The sequence below is a fragment of the Embleya sp. NPDC050154 genome (assembly GCF_044460165.1).
In the GTDB taxonomy this organism is placed as follows: Bacteria; Actinomycetota; Actinomycetes; order Streptomycetales; family Streptomycetaceae; genus Embleya.
On sequence record NZ_JBITJP010000007.1, the window covers coordinates 176,436 to 201,452 of the forward strand.

Annotated in this window: 11 protein-coding genes; 5 read left to right on the forward strand and 6 right to left on the reverse strand. The window is 70.9% G+C overall.

The window, feature by feature from the left end; translation table 11 throughout:
• The first annotated feature begins 77 nt into the window (after nt 1-77).
• Complete coding sequence (locus ACIBSV_RS17290) at nt 78-1,964, forward strand: NAD-binding protein (RefSeq protein WP_395863746.1); 1,887 nt, start codon at nt 78-80, stop codon at nt 1,962-1,964.
• Between the two features lie 225 nt (nt 1,965-2,189).
• Nucleotides 2,190-3,962 (forward strand): amidohydrolase, encoded by a 1,773-nt coding sequence (locus ACIBSV_RS17295; RefSeq protein WP_395863748.1) that lies wholly within the window; start codon nt 2,190-2,192, stop codon nt 3,960-3,962.
• Between the two features lie 49 nt (nt 3,963-4,011).
• Here the strand turns inward: ACIBSV_RS17295 and ACIBSV_RS17300 are convergent, their stop codons facing one another.
• Nucleotides 4,012-4,557 (reverse strand): YbaK/EbsC family protein, encoded by a 546-nt coding sequence (locus ACIBSV_RS17300; protein ID WP_395863750.1) that lies wholly within the window; start codon nt 4,555-4,557, stop codon nt 4,012-4,014.
• A 135-nt stretch (nt 4,558-4,692) separates the two neighbouring features.
• Nucleotides 4,693-5,361, reverse strand: a complete 669-nt coding sequence (locus tag ACIBSV_RS17305; protein ID WP_395863752.1) for a hemerythrin domain-containing protein — start codon at nt 5,359-5,361, stop codon at nt 4,693-4,695.
• A gap of 164 nt (nt 5,362-5,525) precedes the next feature.
• Between ACIBSV_RS17305 and ACIBSV_RS17310 the strand changes: the two genes are divergently transcribed.
• Nucleotides 5,526-9,134 (forward strand): BTAD domain-containing putative transcriptional regulator, encoded by a 3,609-nt coding sequence (locus ACIBSV_RS17310; protein WP_395863754.1) that lies wholly within the window; start codon nt 5,526-5,528, stop codon nt 9,132-9,134.
• A gap of 151 nt (nt 9,135-9,285) precedes the next feature.
• Here the strand turns inward: ACIBSV_RS17310 and ACIBSV_RS17315 are convergent, their stop codons facing one another.
• Nucleotides 9,286-13,974: an FG-GAP-like repeat-containing protein gene (locus ACIBSV_RS17315; protein ID WP_395863756.1), complete on the reverse strand. Its 4,689-nt coding sequence runs from the start codon at nt 13,972-13,974 to the stop codon at nt 9,286-9,288.
• A 788-nt stretch (nt 13,975-14,762) separates the two neighbouring features.
• Here ACIBSV_RS17315 and ACIBSV_RS17320 point away from each other — a divergent pair.
• Nucleotides 14,763-21,227 carry an RHS repeat-associated core domain-containing protein gene (locus ACIBSV_RS17320; protein ID WP_395863758.1) on the forward strand — a complete coding sequence of 2,155 codons (6,465 nt, stop codon included), beginning with the start codon at nt 14,763-14,765 and terminating at the stop codon, nt 21,225-21,227.
• Nucleotides 21,228-21,352: 125 nt separating this feature from the next.
• Entirely contained in the window at nt 21,353-22,006 is a 654-nt protein-coding gene (locus ACIBSV_RS17325; RefSeq protein WP_395863760.1) for a hypothetical protein, read from the forward strand.
• A 75-nt stretch (nt 22,007-22,081) separates the two neighbouring features.
• On the opposite strand, the gene ACIBSV_RS17330 is transcribed toward ACIBSV_RS17325, so the two are convergent.
• From ACIBSV_RS17330 to ACIBSV_RS17340, 3 genes are all read right to left on the reverse strand, one after another.
• Nucleotides 22,082-23,827, reverse strand: coding sequence for a GMC oxidoreductase (locus ACIBSV_RS17330; RefSeq protein ID WP_395863762.1), 1,746 nt, complete (start codon nt 23,825-23,827; stop codon nt 22,082-22,084).
• A 139-nt stretch (nt 23,828-23,966) separates the two neighbouring features.
• Nucleotides 23,967-24,197, reverse strand: coding sequence for a DUF5302 domain-containing protein (locus tag ACIBSV_RS17335; protein ID WP_395863764.1), 231 nt, complete (start codon nt 24,195-24,197; stop codon nt 23,967-23,969).
• A gap of 157 nt (nt 24,198-24,354) precedes the next feature.
• Nucleotides 24,355-24,981 (reverse strand): TetR/AcrR family transcriptional regulator, encoded by a 627-nt coding sequence (locus ACIBSV_RS17340; protein ID WP_395863766.1) that lies wholly within the window; start codon nt 24,979-24,981, stop codon nt 24,355-24,357.
• Nucleotides 24,982-25,017: the final 36 nt, after the last annotated feature.

Here is a 25,017-nt window from a genome sequence, read left to right on the forward strand (position 1 = left end):
ACGCGCTCCTTTCGATGTGATCGGCGTGCGAGGCGTGTTCGTGTGCGCGCGACCGTTCGATGTGTTCGATGTGTTCGATGTGTTCGGTGGTGCGGAAAGGGGCTGACGGGGGAGGGATCGGGAGGCAGGGTGGGGGTGTGTCGACTCCCGCGCATCACCTGACTCCTCCGCCTCGGGCCGGCCACCTCGTGGTGTGCGGCGACGACGCGCTCGCGCAACGGCTGTCCTACGAACTCGCGCACGTCTACGGCGAGCACGTGACCGTGCTGCTGCCCTCGGTGCACCGCAACCACGGCCCGCAGATCGACGACCTCGCGCGCGGCGGGGGGTTGTCGGTGTCGGTGGTGGAGGCGGCCGAGCCGGACGACGACGCGTTGCGCTCGGCGGGCGTGTCGGGCGCGATGGCGCTCGCCCTGGTCTACCGGGACGACCGGGCCAACATCCACGCGGCGTTACGGGCCCGGCGGATCAACCCGAACATTCGACTCGTGGTGCGGCTGTACAACCGCAAGCTCGGCCGACACCTGGAGGAACTGCTCGACCGCGCGGTCGTGGCCCGGATCGGGGACCTCTCGGCCCGGGACGTGACCACGACCGTGCTCTCCGACGCGGACACCGCCACCCCGGCCCTGGTCGCGGCGGCGATCTCCGGCGCGGGCAAGGTCGTTCAGGCGGACGGGCTGCTGTTGCGGGCGGCCGAGCGGCCCGCCGACGAGCGTGACCCCGCGCCGTACCTGTACACGCTCGCGCTCGCCTCCGACGGGGTGGGCGGCAGCCCGGAGTTGCTGCCGGACGACGGCACGGTAGCCGCGGCGGGACGGACGCGGGGGCGGACCGTGCTGGAGACGATCACCCTGGAGGAGGGCGGCGCACCGGTCAACCGGCCCCGGCTGCCCCAGGGACTGCCGGTGGCCACGCTGTTCCCGCCCCGGCTGCGGTACGCGATCTTCGGCCTGGTCACACTGCTCTTCGTGTTCGCGGGCCTGACCTGGTGGGTCACCGGGGATCCGCCGCTGCGCGCCGCCTACCGCTCGATCCTGGACGTGTTCGGGATGGGCGATCCGGCGATCGGCGAGGGCACCGGTCGGCAGGTTTTGCAGGTGTTGTCCGGGCTCGCCGGGATGGCCCTGATGCCGGTGCTGTTCGCGGTGGTGCTGGAGAGCCTGGGCACGTTCCGCACCGCGACCACCCAGCGCCCGCCGCCGCGCGCGATCGCCAACCATGTGGTGCTGCTGGGCCTGGGCAAGATCGGTACGCGCGTGCTGGATCGGCTGTGCGACCTGGGCATCCCGGTGGTGTGTGTGGAGCGCGACCCGCAGGCGCTGGGCATCGCGACCGCGCACGCGCGTCGGGTGCCGGTGGTGATCGGCGACGTCACCCGCGAAGGCGTGCTGGAGGCCGCGCACATCGGCACCAGCCGGGTGCTGCTCGCGCTGACCAGCAACGACGCGATCAACCTCGAGGCGGCCCTGTACGCCCGCGAGGTCGATCCCGAACTGCGGGTGGCGATGCGGCTGTTCGACGACGACTTCGCCAAGATGGTGAACCGCACGCTGCGCGAGTCCTACCCGAACGCGCTGACCCGCAGCCGCAGCGTCTCCTCGTTGTCCGCGCCGGCCTTCGCGGGGGCCGTGATGGGGCGGCAGATCCTGGGCGCGATCCCGGTGGAGCGCGAGGTGTTGCTGTTCGCGGCGATCGACGTGGCCGGTCATCCGGAGTTGCAGGGGCAGACGGTCGCGGAAGCGTTTCGGGCCGGACTGTGGCGGGTGCTCGCGCTGGACGTGGCCGATCCGGCGGAACGCCGCGCCGACCTCGGCCGGGACGCGGCCCCACAGCGCGACCTCCAGTGGGAGCTCCACCCGGGATACCTGCTACGCCCCACCGACCGAGTGGTCCTGGCGACAACCCGCCAGGGCCTGGCCCAACTCCTCCAAGCCAACCGAGGCCCCACCCCAACCCACTGACGCGCCCCACTCCGACGCCCCGCGTCCCCACCCTCGCTCCACGGCCCCATTGCCCCTCGACCCGCGCCACCCCTTCGCCCGCCACCCTCGCGCCCGCGGCGTGGGCTGTTCGGTGTGCGTGGTGAGGGAAGGATGTCCGGAATTCTTCTTCGTTGTTACGGTGTGTCGCCGACAGACTTCGTAGCGACACGAGGCGGCGAGGGATGAAGGTGAGGGTGAGTGGTGATGTCCGAAGGACGTGAGGGTGCCGGGACGGGTTCCGGCGAGGCCGATGTGATCTTCCACGGCGGCGAAATCGAGACGGTGGCGGACGGGCCCGGTCCCAAGAGGGTCGTGGCGGAGGACGGTGCGCGGCCGGAGGCGGTCGCCGTCAAGGACGGCCGCATCGTCTTCGTCGGTGGTCTCGACGAGGCACTCGCGCGATGGCGGGGCACGACGACGGAAGTGCGTGACCTGGACGGCCGGGCGCTGCTCCCCGGATTCATCGATCCGCACGGCCACGTGGTCGGCACCGGCCTCCAGGAGACCGTCGCCGACCTGCTCGGCGAACCGGACGGCGATGTCGGTGACATCGAGACGATCGTGCGCAAGCTGCGCGAGTTCGGCGACAGCGAGGTCGGCCGGCGCTCCGCGTGGATCGTCGGGTTCGGTTACGACGACGCGTTGCTCGACGGCGAGTCGCACCCCACCCGGGAGGACCTGGACAGGGTCTCCATCGAGCGTCCGGTGCTGGCCATCCACCAGTCCTTCCACCTGGGCGCGGTGAACAGCAAGGGGCTCGAGGTGCTGAACTACAGCGCCGCCACCGAGAACCCGAAGGGCGGGGTGATTCGGCGCGGCGACGAGTCGGTGCTGCCCTTCGGCGAGCCGAACGGGGTCTTGGAGGAGACCGCGTTCACTCCCGCCTCCGGTCGCGCGATCATGGGCATCGACGAGCGTGACCGGGCCCTGTTCCTGGACAAGGGCCTGAAGGCGGCGGCGAGTTACGGCTTCACCACGGTGCAGGAAGGTGCCGCCGAGCTGGCCGTATTGGGGGACCTGCGCGCACTGGCGGCGGCCGAGCCGCTGCCCCTGGACGTCGTCGTCTACGTGAAGGCGGCCGACGCGATCAAGACCCCGCACCTGGTCGACGCGAGCGGGGAGTATGTGAACGGCCTCCGGGCCGCCGGGATCAAGCTCAACCTGGACGGCTCGCCGCAGGGCAGGACGGCCTGGTTGCGCGAGCCGTACAAGACTCCGCCCGCGGACGAGGGCGACGACTACTGCGGTTACCCGACGCTGGAGGAGGAGGTCGCCCTGGAGCAGGTCCGGGCCGGCTTCGCGCACGGCTGGCAGGTGATCGCGCATGTGAACGGCGACGAGGCGATCGCCCAGTTCATCCGCTGTGTGCGGATCGCGACCGAGGAGTCCGAGCCGGCCGATCGGCGTACGACGGGCATCCACTGTCAGACGGCGGGCGAGGACCAGATCGGGGAGTTCCGCCGCTTGGGCATCATCCCGTCGTTCTTCTCGATGCACACGTTCTACTGGGGCGACTGGTACGTCGAGACCGTGCTGGGCGAGTCGCGCGCGGTCGACATCTCGCCCGCGCAATGGGCCCTGGCCCGGGGCATGGTCTACACGTCGCATCACGACGCACCCGTGGCCCGGCCGAGTTCGCTCGCGATCCTGTCCGGTCAGGTCACCAGGAAGACCCGATCCGGCATCACCCTGGGCAAGCATCAGTGCGTGTCCGGGGCGGACGCGGTGAAGTCGATCACGATCAACGCGGCCTACCAGTACGGCGAGGAGGCGGAGAAGGGCAGCATCGAAGTGGGCAAGCTGGCCGACCTGGTGATCCTGAGCGCGAATCCGGTGACGGTGCCGGGGGAGGCGCTCCTGGATATCGTCATCGAGGAGACGATCAAGGCGGGCCGAACGGTCTACCCGAGGGTCGACACGGTGCCGGTGCCGGTGCCGGAGGGGGTCGGACTGAGCCTGTTCACGCACCACTGCTGACGTCGGGGTCGCCTGCCCGCCGACCCGGTGCGGGCAGGCGACCCGGCGCTCAGGCCAGGGGCACACCGAGGTCGGGAAGGACCTGCGCGCCCGGCAGGTCGGCCAGCAGCCGGCCCGGCACCCACAGCTTGGAGCCGCGGATCCCGGAGCCGACCACGACGCGCGGATGCGCGGCGACGGCGGCGTCGATCAGGATCGGCCAGTCCGCGGGCAGGCCGATCGGGGTGATCCCGCCGTACTCCATGCCGGTCGCGGCCAGTACGGCCTCCACGGGCGCGAACGACGCCTTGCGCGCGTCCAGGTGCCGACGGACCAGGCCGTTCACGTCGGCTCGCGTGGTGGCGGTGATCAGGCACGCGGCGTAGGTGACCGTGCCGCCGCGCTTGGCCGCGATCACCACGCAGTTCGCGCTGTCGGCCGGGGCCACGTCGTAGCGGGCGCAGAACGTGGCGGTGTCGGCCAGTTCGGGGTCGATCGCGGCGACCTCGACCAACCCGGCGGACTCGGCGGGCCAATCGGCCAGGGCGCCGGCCACCGGGTCGGCGAGCAACTCGGGGTGGGTCAGGGCGGGGTGAAGGGCGAGAGCGGTGGTCATGGGACCCATCCAACCCAATCGGCCGCGATCGCGCGCCCGAGGCCGCACGCGGGCCGCGCGCCGGGCGGCCCGGGCAGCAAGGCCCGGCGGCCGGTACAGGCACGCCGTCCGGGTGTATCGGCGGCGCGCACCGATTCAGCCGCGGACCCGACGGACGGTGCGCGCGTACATGCGGCGGCCGACCAGGTGCCAGATCAGCCGAGCCGGCAGCGGGAGCCCGCCGAGCATGGTCGCCCGCTCCGCGGGCTCGGCGTCCTCCAGCACCACGCCGAGCAGGAGCAGGATCTGCGGCTTGGGCGTGGTCTCGACGAAGTGCTCGCCCATCGCGTGCCACTCGCTTGCGGTGAGCAGCCGCTGGGCGAGCGGGAGCAGTTCGGACTCCTCCTCGTCGAGGTGCTCGATCAACGCCGCGCGGTGCTCGGCGAGCGCCGCGACCAGGGCGTCCCGCTCGGTGACGCCGGGGTTCGCCGCCCACGCCCGGACCAGTTCCTCGGCGGCGGTCAGCGAGCCGGCCACCCGCTCGTGCTGGGCCTCCATCCGCAGGACCAGTTCGGCCTCGAGGTCGACCCGGGCCAGCAGCGGCGGCCACAGCAGTTCGTCCTCGCCGGTGTGGTGGCCGTGCAGGCCCAGCCGGTAGAGGTCGAAGTGGTCGGCGAGCACCTTGGCCCGGGCGGTGTCGCCCGGCTCGACGGCGCCGACCAACTCGACCAGCAGGCGCGATTCGCGGCGCAGCCCGCGGTGGACGATCACCATGTCCCGGGTGTCGAAGCCGGCGGACGCGGGGGCGACGGGCGAGGCGGTCATGGTGGATCCCTTCGATGGGCCCTCGGCGCGGTTGCCGTTGGGCATGCCCATAGCCTGGTCCGGCCGTCTTGGAGGAATCCTGGAAGGAACATGGAGCCGTCCGGCGGGGTTGTTCGACGCCCGGCCCGCCGCCGAACGTGCCGAGGGACCGGGATGGGGGAGAAATGGTGTACCTGCGCGTGCTCGGCCCGTTCGAGGCCGACGTGGACGATGTGACCGTCCCGCTGGGGGGTCCGCGCCAGCGTGCCGTACTCGCGCTCCTGGTGGCCGCGCGTGGACGGGTCGTGTCGATCGACCGGATGATCGAGGACCTGTGGCGCGGCGAACCGCCCGCGCAGGCCGTCACCTCGCTCCAGGCGTACGTGTCCAACCTGCGTCGCCTGCTCGAACCGGGCCGGGCCCGGCGGGCGCCGGCCACGGTCCTGGTCAGCGCGGCGCCCGGATACGCGCTGCGGCTCCCGGACGACGCGGTGGACGCGTGGCGCTTCGAACGCCTGCTCCGGGCCGCACGCGAGCGACTCGACGCCGCACCGGTCGAGGCCCGGACCGTGGTCGAGACGGCATTGGCGCTGTGGCGCGGACCGGCGTTCGCCGCCGCCTCGGATGAGCCGTGGGCCCTGGCCGAGGCCGCGCGACTGAGCGAACTGCACCTGAACGCAAGGGAGTTGCACATCGCCGCCGGGCTGCGATCGGGCGCCGCGGCAGCCGCGGCGGCGGACGCCGAGCGACTCACCCGGGACGCCCCGCTGCGCGAGGAGGCCTGGCGGCTGCACGCCCTCGCGCTGTGGGCGGGCAACCGCCAGGCCGACGCGCTGGCCACCCTGCGCCGGGCCCGCGCGGTACTGGCGGCCGACGTCGGCCTGGACCCGGGCCCCGCGCTCACCGAGGTCGAGGCGGCGATCCTGGGCCGACGAATGCACGTCCTGCGCGCGGCGACGGGGCGGGCGGAGGCGGCGGTCGAGGGCCCGGGCGTCGGCCGGGCACCGAGCGGCCCCGAGGCCGGGCCCGCCGCGATCGGTGCGGCCGATCCCGCGGCCGATCCCGCGGCCGATCCCGCGGGCGGCCGGAGCGGGAGCCAGGTCGAGGACCCCGCTCGGGGCGCCCGCGCCGACCGCACCGTCACCGGCGCCGACAGCGCCCACAGCGCCGAGGACGCGTCCGGTGACCATCCGGCCGCACCGACCGCAGGCCGGCCATCCGACGCGATCGCCGCCGCCATGAACCCGCGACCCGGCGTCGACCCCCATTCCGGCGTCACCGGTGAACTCTTCGTCGGCCGGGACGGCGAACTCGCCGCGCTCCTGGGCGAGGCCGATCAAGTCGCGTCGGCCGGCCTGCGCGTCGCGCTGGTCACCGGCGAGGCCGGGCTCGGGAAGTCCGCGCTGCTGGGTCGGCTCGGCGCCGGACTCGAACAGGCCGGACTGCTCGTGGCCACCGGGCGCTGTCCCGAGGTGGACGGCGCGCCGCCCGCGTGGGCGTGGGTGGAGGCGCTGCGCGCGATCGCCGCGATCGTCCCGCCGCCGCCCGAGGCCGCCGCCGCGCTCGCCCCGCTGCTCGGCGACGACGAGGGCGACGGCCCCGGGCAGGACACCTCGGCGGGCCGGTTCCGGTTGCACCGCGCGGTCTGGTCCTGGCTGGCCGCCGCCGCCCGACGGCAACCGTTGGCGATCCTGCTGGACGACCTGCATCGGGCCGACGCCGAGACCCTGGCCCTGCTCGCCGCCGGCGCCGACGGCGACGCCGCGGGCGCGCCGCTGTTCGTGGTGGCCGCGTACCGCCCGGACGAGGTGGACGGACGCCTCACCGAGACGCTGGCCGGCCTGGCCCGCCGCTCACCCGTGCGCCTGGCGCTGGCCGGCCTGCCGGAGGCCGCCGTGGCCCGGGTCGTGGACGCCGTGTCACAGACCCCCGTCGACGCCGCGACGATCACCGCGCTGGCCGAACGCACCGGCGGCAACCCGTTCTACGTCCGGGAGAGCGCCCGCCTGCTGGACAGCGAGGGCGCCCTGGTCGCGCTCTCCGACGTGCCCGAGGGCGTGCGCGACGTGCTGCGCCGCCGGCTGGCCCGGCTGCCCGAACCCGCCGTCGCCGTCCTGCGCCTGGCCTCGGTCGCGGGCCGCGAGGTCGACGTGGACGTGCTGGTGGAGTCGGCCGAGGTCGACGAGGGCGGCGTCGTGGACGCGCTGGACGCCGGCCTGATCGCCGGCCTGCTCACCGAACCGGCCCCCGGCCGGATCCGGTTCGTGCACGCGCTCGTGCGGGACACGATGGCCGCGGACCTGAGCGGGCTGCGCCGGACCCGGATGCACACCCGGATCGCCGCCGCGCTGGAACGCCTGGGTACCCGCGACGTCTCGGCGCTGGCCCACCACTACGGCAGCGCCGCCACGGCGGCCACCGCCGCCCGGGCTGTCGAGACGGGCATCGCCGCGGCCGAGTTGGCCGAGCGCCGCTTCGCCCACGACACCGCGGTCGCCCTGCTCACCCGCGCGCTGGAGTGCCTGGACCGGATCCCGGCGGACACCCCGGGCGACCGGGACGCGCAGCGCGCCGACCTGTTCGGCCGGCTGCTGCGCGCGCAGGTGCGCGCGGGCGACGTGGCGGCGGCCCGGCAGACCCGGCAACGGGCGTTCGACGCCGCCGAGTCGGCGCACCGCGACGACCTGACGATCGCCGCGTTCACCGCCTGGACGGTGCCCACGCCGTGGCAGAGCCGGCCGTACGGGGTGCTGGACCTCGGCGTGGTGGCGGCGCTGCGCCGGCTGATCGCGCGGACCGACCTCGCCCCGGAGACCCGGTGCCGGCTGCTGAACGGCTACGCCGGGGAACTGGTCGGCGAGCGGATCGATCCGGACCCGCGCGTGCTGGCCAAGGAGGCCGTCGCGCTGGCCGCCGACCTGGGCGATCCCGATCTGCGCACGCTTACGCTGGCCACCCTGATCGGCAACCTGGCCGGTCGCGCGGACGCGCCGGCACGAGCCGCGTCGGCCGGCGAACTGATGGGCCTCGCGGACACGTTCGACCTACCGGCGCACCGCTGGTACGCCCGATTCAGCCTGGCCACCGCCGCCGCCGACCTGAACGACCCGAAGACCACCCGTCGGTTGGTGGACGAGAGCGTGGCGATCGCCGACGCGTACCGCATGCCGGAGGCGATCGGCGTCGGCGCGTGCGCGCTCGCCGCCCTCGCACACGTCGAGGGCCGCCTCGAGGAGGCCGAGGAACGCTACGTCCGGGCCACCGAGTCGATGATCGCGCAGGGTTCGCTGCACGCGCTCGGGTTGCGTTGGCTGGCCCTGGCCACGATTCGGCTCAGCCAGGGCCGACTTGCCGAACTGGCCCCGCAGGCACCGGAGATCCTGGCCGGCTTCGGCCCGTTCCTGGCCGACCTGTGCGCCCTCGTGGTGGCCGCCGACGGCCGGATCGAACAGGCCCGGGCGATGCGCGCGTCCGTCGAGCCGATCCGCGCGGACTTCTTCGACACCCTGATGTCCACCTTCCGGGCGGCGGCGGTGGTCGCGCTGGCCGAACACGACGAGGCCGCCGCGCTCTACCCGACCCTGTCGCCCCTGCACGACGCCGCGCCGGGCTGCGCGGGAGTGTCCCTGGCGATCCGTCCGCCCGCCCACACGTTGGGTGAACTCGCCCGCTTCCTGGGCCGCGAGCAGGAGGCGACCGAGCACTTCGACCGGGCCGCCGAGATCGCCGAGACCTGGAACGCGCACCACTGGGCCGCCGAATCCAGAACGGCGCGGGACCTTTATCGCGGCTAGCAATCCTCGCCGCGGTCGCCGTCGTGTTCCGGAGCCTCGTGCCCGTCTTCGCCCTCGTCGTCGCCGTGCCCGTGTACCTCGACGTCGACAGGGCCTTGCCCCCGGCCGCGCGAAGCGGGCCGGGGGCACGGAAATGGGTCGGCCGTCGCGGTTACCACTTCCCCCAAGGCACGGACCAGCCGACGGATCCGCTGTCGAACCCGGCGGTCGGTTGGCCGAGGAAGGTGAAGGCCGTCCAACGGGTCGAGCGGTAGTTGTAGATGGTGTACATGTCCGCGCGCCCGTCCCCGTTGACGTCACCCATCAAGGCGGCCGAGTTGTTGGTGTTCCAGTTGTTCGGTCCCGTGTCGGTGCTCATCACCGGGGCGCCGAACAGGCCGTTCGGTGCGGTGGTGAAGGTGTAGAGACTCATCCTGTCGACGGGGTGCCCGTACATCATTGCCATCTCGGCGCGCCCGTCGCCGTTGACGTCGCCCGCGGTGAGCTGCACGGCCGACCGATTCCAGCCGGCGCCGGCAGCCCCCCACCCCGCGGTGGGGGCGGCGAACGTACCGTTCGGGTTGGCGAGCGCGGTCATGGCGGACACGTCGCCGTTGTCGTACATGTAGACGGCGCCGATGTCGGTGCGCCCGTCGCCGTTGAAGTCGCCCGCCGTGTAACGCGCGCTCTCGTACCACCACCAGCCGGGGTGGACGATTTCGAAGCCCTTGACCGGGGCGTCGAATCCGCCGTCGACCCGCGACGGGAAGGTGAGGTAGGCGATGCGTCCGTCGGCGTAGCCGTACACGGCGAGGAGTTCGTCGCGATGGTCGCCGTTCGCGTCGCCGGCCAGCAACGTGGTGCGATCCCAGTCGAAACCGGACGCCTGTTCCCAGCTCATCGGCCCGTCGACGAACCCGCCGTCCGGGCGCCCGAGCTTGGTGTGCAGCGCGACTCGCCCGTCGCCGTACCGGTACAGCGCGCCGATGTCGTCGCGGCCGTCTGCGTTGAAGTCGCCCGTCACGTATTTCGCGGAGTCGACGCACCACCAGCCCGTGGGGTTCGTCCACGACTCGAAGGGGGCCTCGAAGCCGCCGGACGCGTTGCCCACGTGGGTCCACAGGCCCGCGGCGCAGTTGACGTAGTCGACGATCGTGGCGATGTCGGCCTTGCCGTCGCCGTTGAAGTCGCCTCCGAGCGTGTTGTGCGTCGTCGGGGTCTCACCGCCGTAGGTGTAGGCCGTACTGAAGCCGTTGGCCTTGTTCCAGCGGATGTAGCCGCCCTGAAGATCGCTTCGCCGACCGTTCGAGACGTCGTACTCGTCCGACGTCGGGAACCCGAGGTAACTGTTCTCCCAGTTCCGCGCCTCCCATTCGCCCCGGATACCGCCGTGAATCTCGTGGGCACCGGTCTCCGGGCTCCAGTAGATCGAGGCTGTGTCGATGCTCCCGCCCGGCCACCGGAAGTGCACGTACTTGCCGGGCTTGACCGGGGTGGCGGTGGTGCTCGTGGACGGCAGTGCCCATCCGGGACCGCCGAGCGCGAGGTACTTGTCGAGGATCGGTCCGCACAGCTTCTGCGTACCGCCGGCCGCGCCCGGGAACGTCGCGCAGTAGTCCCACGCGTCACCGTCGAGGTTGCTGCGAGGGCCGTGCACGGTGCGGCCCCCCGGGTACAGGTAGCGGTTTCCGTCGGTGGCGCCGACCCACAGGTCGGGGATGCCGTCGGCGTTGACGTCCGGGATCGCGGTGATCCAGGCGATGGCGGACGCCTGCCAGCCCCCGGCGCCGTACGCCGTGTCGTCGCCGGAGTCGCCGAGGCGCGCGAGATCGGTACCGGTGCCGGCGGCGGGCGCCTTGCCGGGCCGAAGCATCAACTTGCCGTCGCCCGCCTTCTGACGCAGCAGCAGGTCGAACGTGCCGTCGCCGGTGATGTCACCCGCGCCGTGGATGGTGTACGCGCCCATGCCGCCGGCCTTGACCTTGCGCGCGGTCAGCAGTGACGCGCCGGTGTAGCCGTCGAAAGCCCACAGGTCGTCGGCGGTCGTGGCGAGCATGTCGGGCAGTCCGTCTCCGGTGGCGTCGCCGATCGTGAGAATCTGGGTCAGGTCCTGCGGCGCCGGCGCTCCCTCGGGCAACAGGAGTTCCATGCGCCCCTCGGTGTCGACGCCGCCTCGGCCGTTGCCGGGGTAGATCCACAGTTTGCCGTCCGGCATGCGCGCGACCAGGTCCTGGAACCCGTCACCGCCCCACCAGTCGCCGTGGTAGGTGGTCAACGCGTCCTTGAAGTGGCCCGCGGGCACCTGGGACCGGCCGGGGCTGCCGCTGCCGTCGTCGTTCTTGACCGCGTCGATGGACTGGTTGAGCCGGCCGCCGGAGAACGACGGGTGGATCCGCAGATTGCCATTCGGGTCCACCGCGGCCAGGTCGGGGATGCGGTCCCCGGTGAAGTCCATCGGCCCGTCGACCTCGTCGCGCGGCTCGACGAAGAACGTGTAGACGGTCTGGCTCGACCAGTTGCCGCCGGTGTCGAGCGCCTTGACATACAGCTGTACCGGACCGGCGTGTGCCGGTGTGTGGTTGATCGTCACGCTGTCTCCCGGAGACGGCGCGGCGACGCGAGTGTCCAGCAGGTTGGTGTCGAAGCTGTAGGCGTACGCGGTGGTGTCGTTCGATCCGTTGGCGGCGAACGTGAAGTCCCCGGGGGTGCCGTAGTCGGCGCCTTCGGGCCATGCGTTGTCGCTGCCGGCCCGGTACTGCGGCGAGGTGACCGAGGGCGGGTTCGGGGCGGCTTTGTCCACCCTGAAGTGGCATGTCACGACGGCGTTCGGGTCCGAGTCGGCTCCCGTCCAGTCGTTGGCCTGCATCCGGAACGAGTACGTCGCGCCGTCCTGGAGCCGGGCCATCGGGATGCGGTGGTGGATCCAGCCCTGCCCGTCGACATCGAGGTAGCCGAACAGCACTCGCTCGCCGCCCGCGCTGGAGTCGACGGTGACCCAGATGCGGCGCAGGTCGCCGTCGGGGTCGGTGGCGCGCGCATTGATCGTCACATCCGTCATGCCGACGACCGGGTACGGCTCGGTGGTCCGGCAGGCGCCGCCCGGCGAGATCGAGATGTCGGTCGGCGGATTCGGCGGGCGCCAGTAGACGACTTCCAGACTCGGGTTGACGTCGAACTTCTTCCAACCGTAGGTGTCGGTCTCGCTGTCCGCCTGGAGTTTGAAGGTGATGTCGCCCCAGCCGTTGTTCTTGGCCTGGTCGACCGCGTTCCGCGCGTTGAAGCCGACCCAGTCGCCCGGGCAGGACGCGCTGTAGCCCTTGGCGACGTTGACGCTCTGCTGTTGGTCGTACTGGCCGGGTTGGTTGTTCCAGGTGGTCGAGGAACTGATCGGCCCGGTCAGGTACAGGCTCACCGGCCGTGCCGAGCAGGACCACGAGTGCACTTCCAGCGCCCGGAACGTCGCCGCGGAGATGTTCGCCCCGTGCAGGCTCGGGTCGAACGACATGCGGAAGTACGAACGCGCGGTGCCGCCGGAGGTGTTCTCGTGACCGACGCGTGCGTTCGTGGTGCCGCCGTTGTAGTTCGCGCCCATCCAGAACGACGAGCCGGGGTGTGGCTTGTAGGCCAGGGTCCAGGCCGCCGAGTGGCCCCAGAACGAGGGGTCCACGAACACGGGGAAGACCGTGTCCGGGTTGTCGAGCAGCTTCCGGTCGGGCGTCAGGCGCAGGCGATCGCCCTCCAGGCTCGACCCGACCACCGCCTCGTGGGTGCCGGGTTCGGGGCCGTTCAGAGCCGGCAGACCCGGGAGCTCGGGGGCGTCCGGGGGAGCGGGCATGGATCCGGCGACGAAGGACGTCTGGCGCTGACTCCACAGGCTGTCCGGTGCGTGGCCGGCGGAGTCCCACATGAACGGCGTCGGGGACGCGGCCACTTCGCCGCCCGCGGCGTCCACGACGCGCGTGACGCCGGACTCGTCGTGCTTGAACGCCAGGTCGACGGCGGATAGTTGCAGCGCCAACTCGGCGAGCTTCGGGTGCGCGGCGGCGTCCCGTGTCCTGACCACGAGGACCTGCGAGAAGCCGCCGTCCCGAGCGGTCAGGACGAGGTCGACACCCGGCAGCACATTCGGATAGACCGCCCGGTTCCCGGACGTCTGTGCGGCGGGCAGCGGTCCGTTCGGCCAGGAAACGGTGAAGGTGCGCCCCTCGCCGGTGGTCATCCGCACCAACGCGCCGTCCGGCAGGGGGGTTTGGTCCCAGGAGGGATCGATGGGAATGGGGCCCAGCGGTCCGGTCGGCCACGCTGTCACCACTGGGGGAACGGTCGCCGGTCCACCCGGGGTGGGCCCGGTTTCCCGGGGTGTCGCAGGTGTGTTCCCGTCGGCTGGGGGCACGCCGGACGAAGTCCCGCGAGGCGGGCCGCCGGTGGACTGGATGTCGTGCGCCGGCTTGCCGTCGGCCGGCGCGCCCGCGGCCAGTGCGCCTTCGGCCGCAGGTGCCGCGGCGGGGCGGCGGGGCGCCGGTCGCGGTTCGGGTCGGGGCGCGGCAGGCGAACCTCCGGCCGCGAACACGAGTTTGGTCGTGGTGGCCGTGGTCGCGTACCCGGCGCCGGTTCGCCGCAGGGTGGGGTCGACGTTCGCCCAGCCATCGCCGTTCTTCACCCGGATGGGGAGCACGCGCTCGGTGCGGCTGAACGACCCGTCCGGGTTGGCCACCGTCGTCCCGGTCGCCGTCAGCGTGGTTTCCACGGTGACGGGCTGCCCGGATTCGCGGGCGCGGCGCTGGGCGGCGTTCTCGTCGACGCGCACCGGCGCGGCCGCCGGCTCCGCCGCCCTGCGCGGATTGCCGCCGCCTTCGTCCAACAGAATCAAAGATCCGGCCCCCAGGGCCGCGGCCACCAGTGCAGCGACCGCCGCACCGACCCGCTTTCGCGGCCGACCGGCCGCCCATCGCAAACGCCCAGCCAATTGCGACACGCGCCGCCCCCTTATTCCCGCGATCTTGGAAACGACTCCGTCGCCGCGACCGAACAAACCCACCCAGGGCCGCGCGCGTAGCCAAAAAAGGCGCGCACGGCTAAAGGATCCGCGTCCCCACTTCCCGAGGCGCGGACATGCGGGTCACAGCATGGACCAAGCGGAGACTGCTGTCATGTCTCCAAAGCAGCACATTTCCTAAAGGCAGTCCTCGGTGGACCCGGGAGCGTCGAAATTCGGACGTTCTGTCGCTGCTTCGCTGATCCGGTGGCCCGAAGTCCCGGGAAAGAAAGGATCTTGACCGGGGAAATATTTTGCCCGAATCATATGCTTTCGAAGCCCTTGCGGGTGTGCATTTCATCCGCGAAGGACAATGATTGCGGCAAATAAAAAGTTGGCACTTTTAATTCCCACATGTTCGGTTTTAAGCAGGAAGAGAATCCGCCACGCGGGTATTCGGAAGCCGGTGACGGCCGTCACATCAATTGCCTCGGCTTTGCCGATCTATTGCTTCGGCGTCGATTTATCCGCGATGATCGGCGGCGCTCGTGTGGCTGCGGGGCTGTTTGTGGTGCCCGCGTTTCTGGGGGGCTTTTCGCGTGGTCGGTCTGGGGTGGGCTCGCGGTCGACGCGAGCGGGGCGGTCTGGTGGGCGGCGGCGGTGGCCCGGGTGCGGTGGGGCGCCCCGCACGGATGGTCGCGGCGTCGGTGGCCGCGCTGTTGACGGTGACGTTGGTGCCGGCGCAGGCGATGGCCGCTCGCGCGCCGTCCCGGTCCGGTGTGCAACTACCGGAATTGCAGAAGGACAAGCCGGTTCCCGGTACGGAGAGCACGGCCGAGTTCAAGCTTCCGGTGGCGCCGGGAACGCAGGTCGAGTACGCGCCGACCCGTACGACGCCTGTGGACGGCGGCAGCGGGCAGATCGTCATCGGCACCGGCAACGGCGCCCGGCAGGCGAGCGGTTCCGCGCCCGGTGGTGGCTCCGCCGCGATGCAACGGGCGGGAAACCTGCCGATCTGGCTCGGCCCGGCCGGCGGGTCCCCGGCGTCCGGTTCCTCGGCCGCGAAGTCGGCCGCGGCATCGACCGACGCGACCACGGCGGAGACGCCGTCCGGGACATGGACGGTGACGGTGTCCACGCGCGCCGCCACGGAGGCGGCCGGCCTGGACGGCGTGCTGATGAAGCTGGAGCCGTCGGCCGGCGCGACCGCGGTCGATCTGAAGCTGAAGTACGACGCCTTCGAGCAGTTGTACGGCGCGGGCTGGGGTTCGCGGCTCAAGCTCGTGCAGTTCCCGGAGTGCTTCCTTACCACCCCCGACGCGCCCGGCTGTTCGGATGCGGTGGAGTTGGGCTCGGTCAACAACGGTGTCCTCAACGAGGTCACCGCGACGGTCGCGCCGCCCCCACCGGCCGCGCCGCAAGTCGCCGCGATGACCGCGTCGTCCGGCGGTTCGGTGGTGTTGGCCGCCACCGGCGGGAAGTCCGGTGACGCGGGCGACTACCAGGCCACCTCGCTCCAGCCGTCGGGCAAGTGGACCGCGGGTGGATCGTCGGGCGGGTTCTCGTGGGACTACGGGATCGATGTCCCGCCGGTCGCGGCCGGCCCGAAGCCGGCGGTTTCGCTGGGCTATTCGTCGCAGTCGGTGGACGGACGCACCTCGACCACGAACAACCAGGCGTCGTGGGTGGGCGACGGTTGGGACTACCACCCCGGCTACATCGAACGGACGTACCGAGGCTGCTCGGACGACAAGACCAACGGCAACAACGCCAAGGACACCGGCGATCTGTGCTGGGGCAGCGAAAACGCCGTGATGTCCCTGAACGGCTCCACGTTGCCGCTGGTGAAGGACAAGACCACCAAGGCGTGGAAGCCCGCGTCGGACAACGGCACGCGCGTGGAACAGAAGTTCGGCGCGGTCAACGGTGACGACAACGGCGAGTATTGGTTGGTCACCACGCCGGACGGGAGCAAGTACCACTTCGGCCTGAACCGCCTGCCGGGCTGGGCGAACGGCAAGGCGACGACCGATTCGGTGTTCACGGTGCCGGTCTTCGGCAACCAGTCGGACGAGCCGTGCCACCAGACGGCGTTCGAGAACTCCGCGTGCGACCAGGCGTGGCGATGGAACCTCGACTACGTCGAGGACACCCACTCCAACGCGATGGCGTTGTACTGGAAGCAGGAGAAGAACTGGTACGCCAAGAACAGCAAGACCGACCAGCCCAAGCCGTACGTGCGAGGCGGCTGGCTGGACCGGATCGAGTACGGGCTGCGCACGGACGCGGTGTACTCGCGTCCGGCTCCCGCGAAGGTCTCGTTCACCGTCGGCGAGCGCTGCCTGGTGTCGGAGGCGTTCGACTGCGCGGACGCGAAGTTCACCAAGTTCTCCACGGACGCGCTGCACTGGCCCGACACTCCGGTCGACGCGATGTGCAAGGACACCGGCAAGTGCTACACCGGTGGCCCGACGTTCTGGTCCCGCAAGTGGCTGACCACGATCACCACCGAGGTGGCCAAGTCGGCCGGGTCGAACCAGTACCGTCCGGTGGACGTCTTCGAACTGAAGCACAACTTTCTCGACGCCCGCTACGACACCAACCCGCCGGCGTGGCTCGACTCGGTCCGGCGTACCGGTTACGCGCCCGACGGCACGGTCGCCTCGCTTCCGCCGGTGACGTTCCACGCGAACGCCGTCGACATGCCCAACCGGCAGTCCAAGCAGGGCGAGGCCCGCCCGCCGTTCAACCGCCTGCGGGTCGAGAAGATCTTCACCGAGACCGGCGGCGGCCTCGTCGTCAAGTACTCCGCGCCGGACCCTGCGTGTACCCCGGGCGCGACCAAGCCGGAGCCGCAGGCGAACACCTCCCGCTGCTACCCGGTGTTCTGGTCTCCGGACAGCGCGGACGATCCGAAGATCGAGTGGTTCAACAAGTACGTCGTCGACAACATCTCCGAAGAGGACTACGTCGGAGGCGCCCCCGCCAAGGTCACCGGGTACCGCTACCTCGACGGCGCGGCCTGGGCGAAGGACGACGGCGAGTTCACCAAGGCCGCCGAACGCACCTGGAGCCTGTGGCGCGGCTACGGACGCGTCCAGGTCGTCACCGGCAAGACCTCCCCGGACGAGGGCACCGTCGCCGGGCTGAGCGAAACCCGCTTCTTCCGCGGCATGCACGGCGACCCGCTGCCGTCGGGCACCCGCGTGGCCCAGGTCAAGGACTCCACCGGCGCCGTCATCGCGGACGACCTGCCCCCGTACCAGGGCCAGACGGCGGAGACGATCAAGTACCAGTCCGACGGCCAGGCCGTGGCCTCGCGGACGGTGACCGTCCCGTGGTCCAGGAAGACCGGGACCCAGCCGCGCACCGACGCGCCCGCGCTGGACATGTACCAGGGCTCGGTCGCCTCGACCACGAATTACGAGACCGTCAGCGGCGGTCGGGTCCGCTCCACGGGATCCAGGACACTCGAGTTCGACCCCGTGTACGCGTTGCCGCTGCGCGTCGAGACGACCGGGGACACGACCGTCCAGGGCGACGAGACGTGCACGGTCACGACGTACCTGCACAACCTCTCGGCAAACCTGATCGGGATAGCGGACCGCATCCGATCGTTCGCCTCCCTCTGCGCCGACATCGACACAGCCGGTCCCACTCGGGTGATGTCCGACGCGCGCACCGCCTACGACGGCGCGGACTACGGGGTGGCCCCGACGCGGGGGAGCCCCACCCGCACCGAGACGACATCGACCGACGGCACCGGACGGATCGAGGACTCGCGGACCGAGTACGACGTCCTCGGGCGCGTCACCAAGAGCTTCGACGCCAACGGTCAGCCGACCACGACCGCCTACACCCCGGACGGCAACGACAGCCCGACCTCGGCGGTGGTGACCAACGCGCTCGGCCACGCGACCACGACGACCTTCGAGCCCGGGCGCGGACACGCGCTCGACAAGACCGATCCCAACACCCGGGTGACCGTCTCCGGTTACGACCCGCTCGGTCGCCTGGTCAAGGTCTGGATGCCCGAGCGCTCGTCGGGCAACCGGTCGCCGAGCATCGAGTACTCGTACTCCGTCACCGGCACCGAGGCATCGGTCGTCACCTCCCGCACGGTTCGCGACGACGGCTCCTACAGCGTCGGAAAGACCTTCTACGACGGGTTGCTGAGGCAACGTCAGACCCAGAACGAGGCCATCGGCGCGGGGCGCGTGGTCACCGACGTCATGTACAACCCGAGCGGCGACGTCCGTCGGGAGAATGCCAAGTACCTGGTGTCCGGTGAGCCGTCGGACAAGGTCTACGCACCGACGTCGTGGACGCAGATCCCGTCCTGGACCGAGAAGAAGTACGACGGTCTCGGCCGTGCCACGACGGTGGAGACCTGGAACGCCGGAGTCCGCGCGAACACCGCGCGCTTCGAATTCGGCGGCGACTACACCGTCGAGATCCCGCCCACCGGCGGGATTGCCTCGCGCCAGTGGACGGATGCCCTCGGTCGCATCGTCAAGCGGGACCTGTTCACCGACACGACGCGCACGCAGTTCAGCGAGACCAAGTACGAGTACGACCTGCGGGGCAACCCGTCCAGGATGACGGACGCCCTCGGCAACGAGTGGACGTACAAGTACGATTCGCGAACCCGGTTGATCGAGACGAACGACCCGGACAAGGGCCGCTCGGCGTTCACGTACGACAACCTCGGCCAGAAGACGTCGTCGACGGACGCGCGCGGTGTCGTTCTCGTCCGGGCCTACGACGCCATCGGCCGGCAGACGACCATCCGCACCGGCACGCCGAACGGGCCGATCGTCAGCGAGTGGGCCTACGACGGGCCCGGCGCCAAGGGACTGCTGAGCAAGGCCACGCAGTACACCAACGGTCAGCCGTACTCCGAGGAGATCGGCGGCTACGACGTGGCGTACCGGGTCACCGGACGCACCATCAAGATCCCCGCGACCGAGGGCAAACTGGCCGGCGACTACCGGTACGGCTACACCTACACGGACACCGGGGCGCCGAAGGAGGTCGTGCTCCCCGCGGCCGGCGGCCTCCCGCAGGAGAAGCTCGTCTTCCGCTACAACGCGGACGGCATGCCGGTCAGCACCTCCGGCCTCGCGTGGTACACCTCCGACACCACCTACGACGCGTTCGGCAACGTGCTGCGCAGCGCCGCGGGCAGCGCGCCGAACCGCCTGTGGACCACCAACACCTACGACGAGGCCACGGGCGCGCTGAAGCAGACCGCCAACCACATCGAGGCCCCCGGGCACTGGTTGGGCGACACCTCCTACGGCTACGACAAGGCCGGGAACGTCACCTATTTGAAGGACCGCCGTCCGGGCGGGACTTCGGGTTCCACGGTCGAAGACGTCCAGTGCTTCAACTACTCCCCGCTGCGCTTCCTGACCGAGACGTGGACGTCGACGAACCAGTGCGCCACCGGACCGACCCGCGGCCCCGGCGGCACGGTCGGCGGCCCGGACCCGTACTACCGCGAGTACTCGTACGACGCGATCGGGAACCGGGTCGGCGAAAAGCGGTTCGACGTCACGGGGGACACCGCCAAGGACGTCACCCGGAGCTATGCCTACGCCCAGCAGGGGCCCGGTAGGAACCACGCCCTGCTCTCGGTCACCACGACCGCCGCGCAACCATCGCAGCAGCAGGACACCTACACCTACGACGCACTCGGCAATACCGAAACCCGCCGGGTGAACGGTGCGACGCAGACCCTGGCCTGGGACCAACACGGCAAGCTGAGCAAGGTCGTCGACTCGGTCCAGGGGACCAGCGAATTCGCCTACGACGTCGACGGCAACCGGCTGATCCGCCGCACCCCGACCGGCTCCACGCTGTTCCTCGGCGATACCGAGGTCACCGCCAAGCCCGACGGATCGGTCGCCGGCCTGCGGTACTACTCGCAGCAGGGCGCTCACACGGTCGTCCGCTCGACCGGCCCGACCGGCGGCCTCACCGCCATGGTCACCGACCACCACCAGTCGTCGCTGATCGCGGTGGCGCTCAAGCCCGGCATGCCGGTCGAGCGCCGGAAGATGACGGCATTCGGCGAGACACGCGGCGCGGCGCCCGCCAATTGGGTGGACAGAAAGGGCTTCGTCGGCGGGGAGGTCGACGACACGACCGGGTTGACGCTGCTGGGCGCGCGGATGTACGACCCCTCGCTGGGTCGGTTCATCTCGGTCGACCCGGTCATCGACACCGGCGACCCGCTCCAGCTCCACCCCTACATCTACGGCTACAACAATCCGCTCTACTACTCGGACCCGTCCGGGCTCTGGGGCATGCCCAAGTGGGCCAAGAAGACGGTCAAGGCGGTCCAGAAGGTCGCCCCGGTCGTCCACGTGGTCCTCGATGTGGCGGGCATGGTCCCGGTCATCGGCGAAGCGGCGGACCTGGCCAACGCAGGTCTCTACGCCGCCGAGGGCGACTGGGTCAACGCGGCGATCTCGGCCGCGGGCGCGATCCCCATCGCCGGCAACGCGGCGACGACGTACCGGGTCGCCGACAACGCGGCCGACGCGGCGGTGGTGACGGCGAAGAAGGCGTCGCCACCGACGCCGAAGATGATGCCGAATAAGTTTGTGCGCCCGAATCCACGCAAGTTCGAGGACGCGGACCGCGAGGAGAAGCAGAAAAAGGATGCCGATGAGTACATTTGGCTTTTCCACGCCACGACGGAAAGAAGTCTCGACAGCATTCTGAAGAACGGAATCGACCCGCAGTTCAAGACCCGCGAGCGTGATTTCGGTGACGGATTCTATGTGACGAACGATAAAACGCAGGCCGACAACTGGGCCCGCAAGCTGGCGAGGTCCGGAGACCGGGGTGTCGTGCTCATGTACCGGGTCAAAAAGTCGGAGCTCGAGACCTACACTCACGTCACGTATCCGAAATCGGGCGGACCGGCTTGGGAGGACACCGTTAAAAAGGGCCGGAGCGGCCGGAGCACGGGCAACTACGACTACATCGAAGGTCCGATGCTCATGAACCCGGACGGTTACAAGGACTATGGCGAGCGGCCGGTCATCAAGGGCCATCAGATTGCCGTGCTGACAGCAATCCTGGCCATGATCTTCAACAGGTGGTTCGCAGGCTTCTACTTCGTGTAGAGGTTGTTTTGCGGGATGGCCCTCGAGCCCCATTGGGCTCGGGGGCCGCGTTGTTCCGGCCTGGCGTCCGGTATTGTCGGCTCAGCCCGAGGCGCGTGCCTCACGATTTGAATCGGAGCGAAAACGTGCGTCAGTATTCCGCCGCCGTCGATTCCAACGACAACAGGCGCCTCGCCCGTATTTCCGAGCGCATCGTGGAGGTCTTCGGCATCTCGGCGGAGGAGGCCTTCGTGCGGGTGGACAGGTTCTTCCGGCCGTACCGATGGGACTTGACGGATGACACGGATCAATACGCGCTTCAGGAGCGGAGCCGCGACGAGTGGGCTCGCGAGATCTACCTCGGCGATGACCACGAGCGCCTCGTCGCCGAGTTCGGACTGCGCGGTGCGCCCGCTCGGCCCATCCCGGGTCCCGGGGATCCGGCTTTCGGCGGTCGGGAGATGAGCGAAGGGGCCCTGTGTCTCTCCCTGACCCACCCGTGGCAGGGCGACTGGGAGGACCTGACCGACCTCGTGGGGGATGTGTTGGGTGCCGATCGGGCGGAAGGCCACTCCTTCGAAACCGATGTGATGCTGGTGCGCGTTTTGCCCGGCCCCACCCCGCCCTATGGGGAATCGGACGAGCGGATGACCGTGTCCTGTTACCCGCGAAGCGCCGCGACTTGGGGCGACGTCGCGATCGTGCTGCGCAAAATCGCCTACCGGCTCGAAGAAACCGGTGTCACGCACGTGGAGATGGCGCTGGTCGACGTCGCCGGCCCGTCCGACCTGCTCAAGTGACCGGACGGGTCTGCGTGCGGAGGCCGAATCCCGCTCCGCGTCGGTTCCCCGCATCGCCGGGGCTGCCCGTCGGCGTCACTCGCGCGGCGGCACGGATCCGGAGCGCACTTCCACGATCGGCAGTCGCAACGCCGCCGGGGCGCTTGGCGGGACCACCGGGGCCGCCGGCGGGGTGTAGGCGATCGGTCGGTAGGCGGCGCCCAGGGCGGGGCGGGTGTCGGCGTCGCCGCGGTTGGGCCACATCGCGGTGGCTCGTTCCGCCTGTGCGGTGATGGTCAGGGACGGGTTCACGCCCAGGTTCGCGCTGACCGCGGAGCCGTCCAGGATGTGCAGGCCCGGGTGGCCGTACACACGCTGGTATGGGTCGACCACGCCGGTCTCGGCCGAGTCGCCGATCACGCAGCCGCCCAGGATGTGCGCCGTCATCGGCACGTTGGCCAGATCGCCCCAGGTGCCGCCGGCCACGCCGCCCAGGCGCTCGGCGATCCGCCGGACCGCCTCGTGGCCGGCCGGGATCCAGTTCGGATTGGGTTCCCCGTGGCCCTGCCGGGTGGTGATCCTGGTGCGCCCGAACAAGCCGCGCTTGCGGTACACCGTCAGCGAGTTGTCCCGGGACTGCATCACCAGCGCGATGATCGCCCGCTCGGACCAGTTGCGCACGTTCAGCAGCCGCAGCTGGGCCGGGTTCCGCAGCGCGTTCGTCAGGAGTTGGCGCACTCGGGGTCGGTCCCCGTCGGTGAGCAGGGTCTGCAACAGCCCCATCGCGTTGGAGCCCTTGCCGTAGCGGACCGGTTCGATGTGGGTGTCCGCGTCCGGGTGCCACGAGGAGGTGATGGCCACCCCGCGAGTCGCGTCGATCACACCGGTGGTCGGTGCCACCGCGCCGACCAGCGCCTCGGAGTTGGTCCGGGTCAGCCGGCCGAGCGTGCCGGACAGGTGCGGCAGCGTACGCTCCGCCGCCATCCGGTGCAGCAGGCGCTGGGTGCCCAGGGTGCCGGCGGCGAACACCACCTGCTCGGCGGTCCAGGTGCGCGGCGAACGGGGCGCCGTCGCGGGGCCGCTGTGCACGGTCTCCACCGCGTAGCCGCCGGCGGACCCGTCCGCGTGCCACCGCGGGCCCAGCGGCCGGACCCGGCGCACCGTACGCTCCGCGTGCACCTCGGCACCGGCCCGCTCGGCCAGGTGGAGGTAGTTCTTGAGCAGCGTGTTCTTCGCGCCGACCCGGCAGCCGGTCATGCAGGAGCCGCACTCGGTACAGGTGGTCCGGCGCGGGCCGACCCCGCCGAAGTACGGGTCGGCCACCTCCTCGCCGGGCCGCTGTCCCTCCTCGGGGAAGAGCACGCCGACCGGCGCGAGATGGAAGGTGTCGCCCACGCCCATGTCCTCGGCGACGGCCTTCATGTGCTCGTCGGCGGGGGTGGTGTGCGGGTTGGTCACCACGCCGAGCATGCGCTTGGCCTGGGCGTAGAACGGCGCGAGTTCGGCGCGCCAGTCGGTGATGTGGCCCCACTGCGGGTCGTCGAAGAACGGCTGTGGCGGCTCGTACAGGGTGTTCGCGTAGTTCAGCGATCCGCCGCCCACGCCCGCCCCGGCCAGTACGACCACGTCCTTGAGCACGTGGATGCGCTGGATGCCGGTCAGGCCGAGCGCGGGGGCCCACAGGAAGTCGCGCAACTGCCATGACGTCTTGGGAAAGTCGGTGTCGGCGAAGCGCCGGCCGGCCTCCAGGACGCCGACCCGATAGCCCTTCTCGGTCAGCCGCAGCGCGGCGACCGATCCGCCGAAACCCGAACCGATGACCAGGACGTCGTAGTCGAACACGGGGAACCCTTCGCCGGGTGGGCAGGAGGCATGCCATGAGATCTGGCGATCCTACTGCTCGGTAACCCGGCGAAGGCAGTCCCTCGGTGGTGCGTTTCGGGCCGAATCGGGGTGCGGTTCGGTCCGTGAGCGGTCCGAGTCAGCCGCTCTTGCGGCGGAACGAGCGCTGCTGTGCGGCGGGCCCGTGCGCGCCGTGGATCTTCGATCCGTCGCCGCCGGGGCCCTCGCCGGTGCCGTCGGTCTTGGTGCCGCGCTTGCGGGCGAGGGCCTCGCGGAACTTGCGCTTGGTCTCGTCCTCGGGCGTCTCGGCCTCGGCGGCCTCGGCGGCCGTCTCCTCGGTTGTCTCGTTCGCGGGTGTCTCGTCAGCCATGGTGCGTTCCTGCTCTCGAACTGGACTCGATCCGTAGGGACACCCTTCCATGCCGGGGCCCGCGATGGCACGCCCGGACCGGGTGACGCCCACGAGAGTGGACATACCGGTCGCCTTCGGATCGATCGGGTTCGAAAATCGGCGTCTCGACGGCGCCTCAGGTCAGTCGCGCCGTGCGGATGACCAGAGTGTCGATGAAGTCGGTCAGCGGCGGCCAGTCGAAGACGGGCGCGGTCATCCGCAGCAGGATCGCGCCGTGCATCGCGGCCCAGACGGCCAACGCGTCCTCGAACGGGTCGGTCCCGGCCGAGCGACCGGCCGCCGCGGTGGCCGCGATCGCGTCGATCAGGGTCTGGAAGACGTCCATCCGACTGGGCATCGCGGGCGCCGGTTCGGCCGGATCCGTGTTCGGTGGACGCATCCGGTGGAACAGGGCGCGGTAGCGGCCGGGGCGATCCATGGCGAACCGGGCGTACGCCCGACAACCCGCGAGCAGCGACCGGTCCGCCTCGGTCTCCTCGGCCGCGGCGGCCGCGATGGCCGCCTGCAAGTCGTCGAAGTAGCCGTTGAGCACGGTGTCGAGGATGTCGTCGAGGTCGTTGAAGTGCGCGTAGATCGACGGCGCGGTGATCGCGGCCTCGCGCGCGATCCGGCGCAGCGTCACGTCGCCGGAGTGTCCGTCGCGTTCGATGAGCGCGGTCGCCGCGGCGAGGATGTCGTCGCGCAGAAGCGCACCCTGGCCGCGGCGATTACGTCGGCGGTTCGGCCCCTGATCGTCGTCCATGGCGGTCAGCGTACGAGGCGTGGAAGCGGCGCTCGC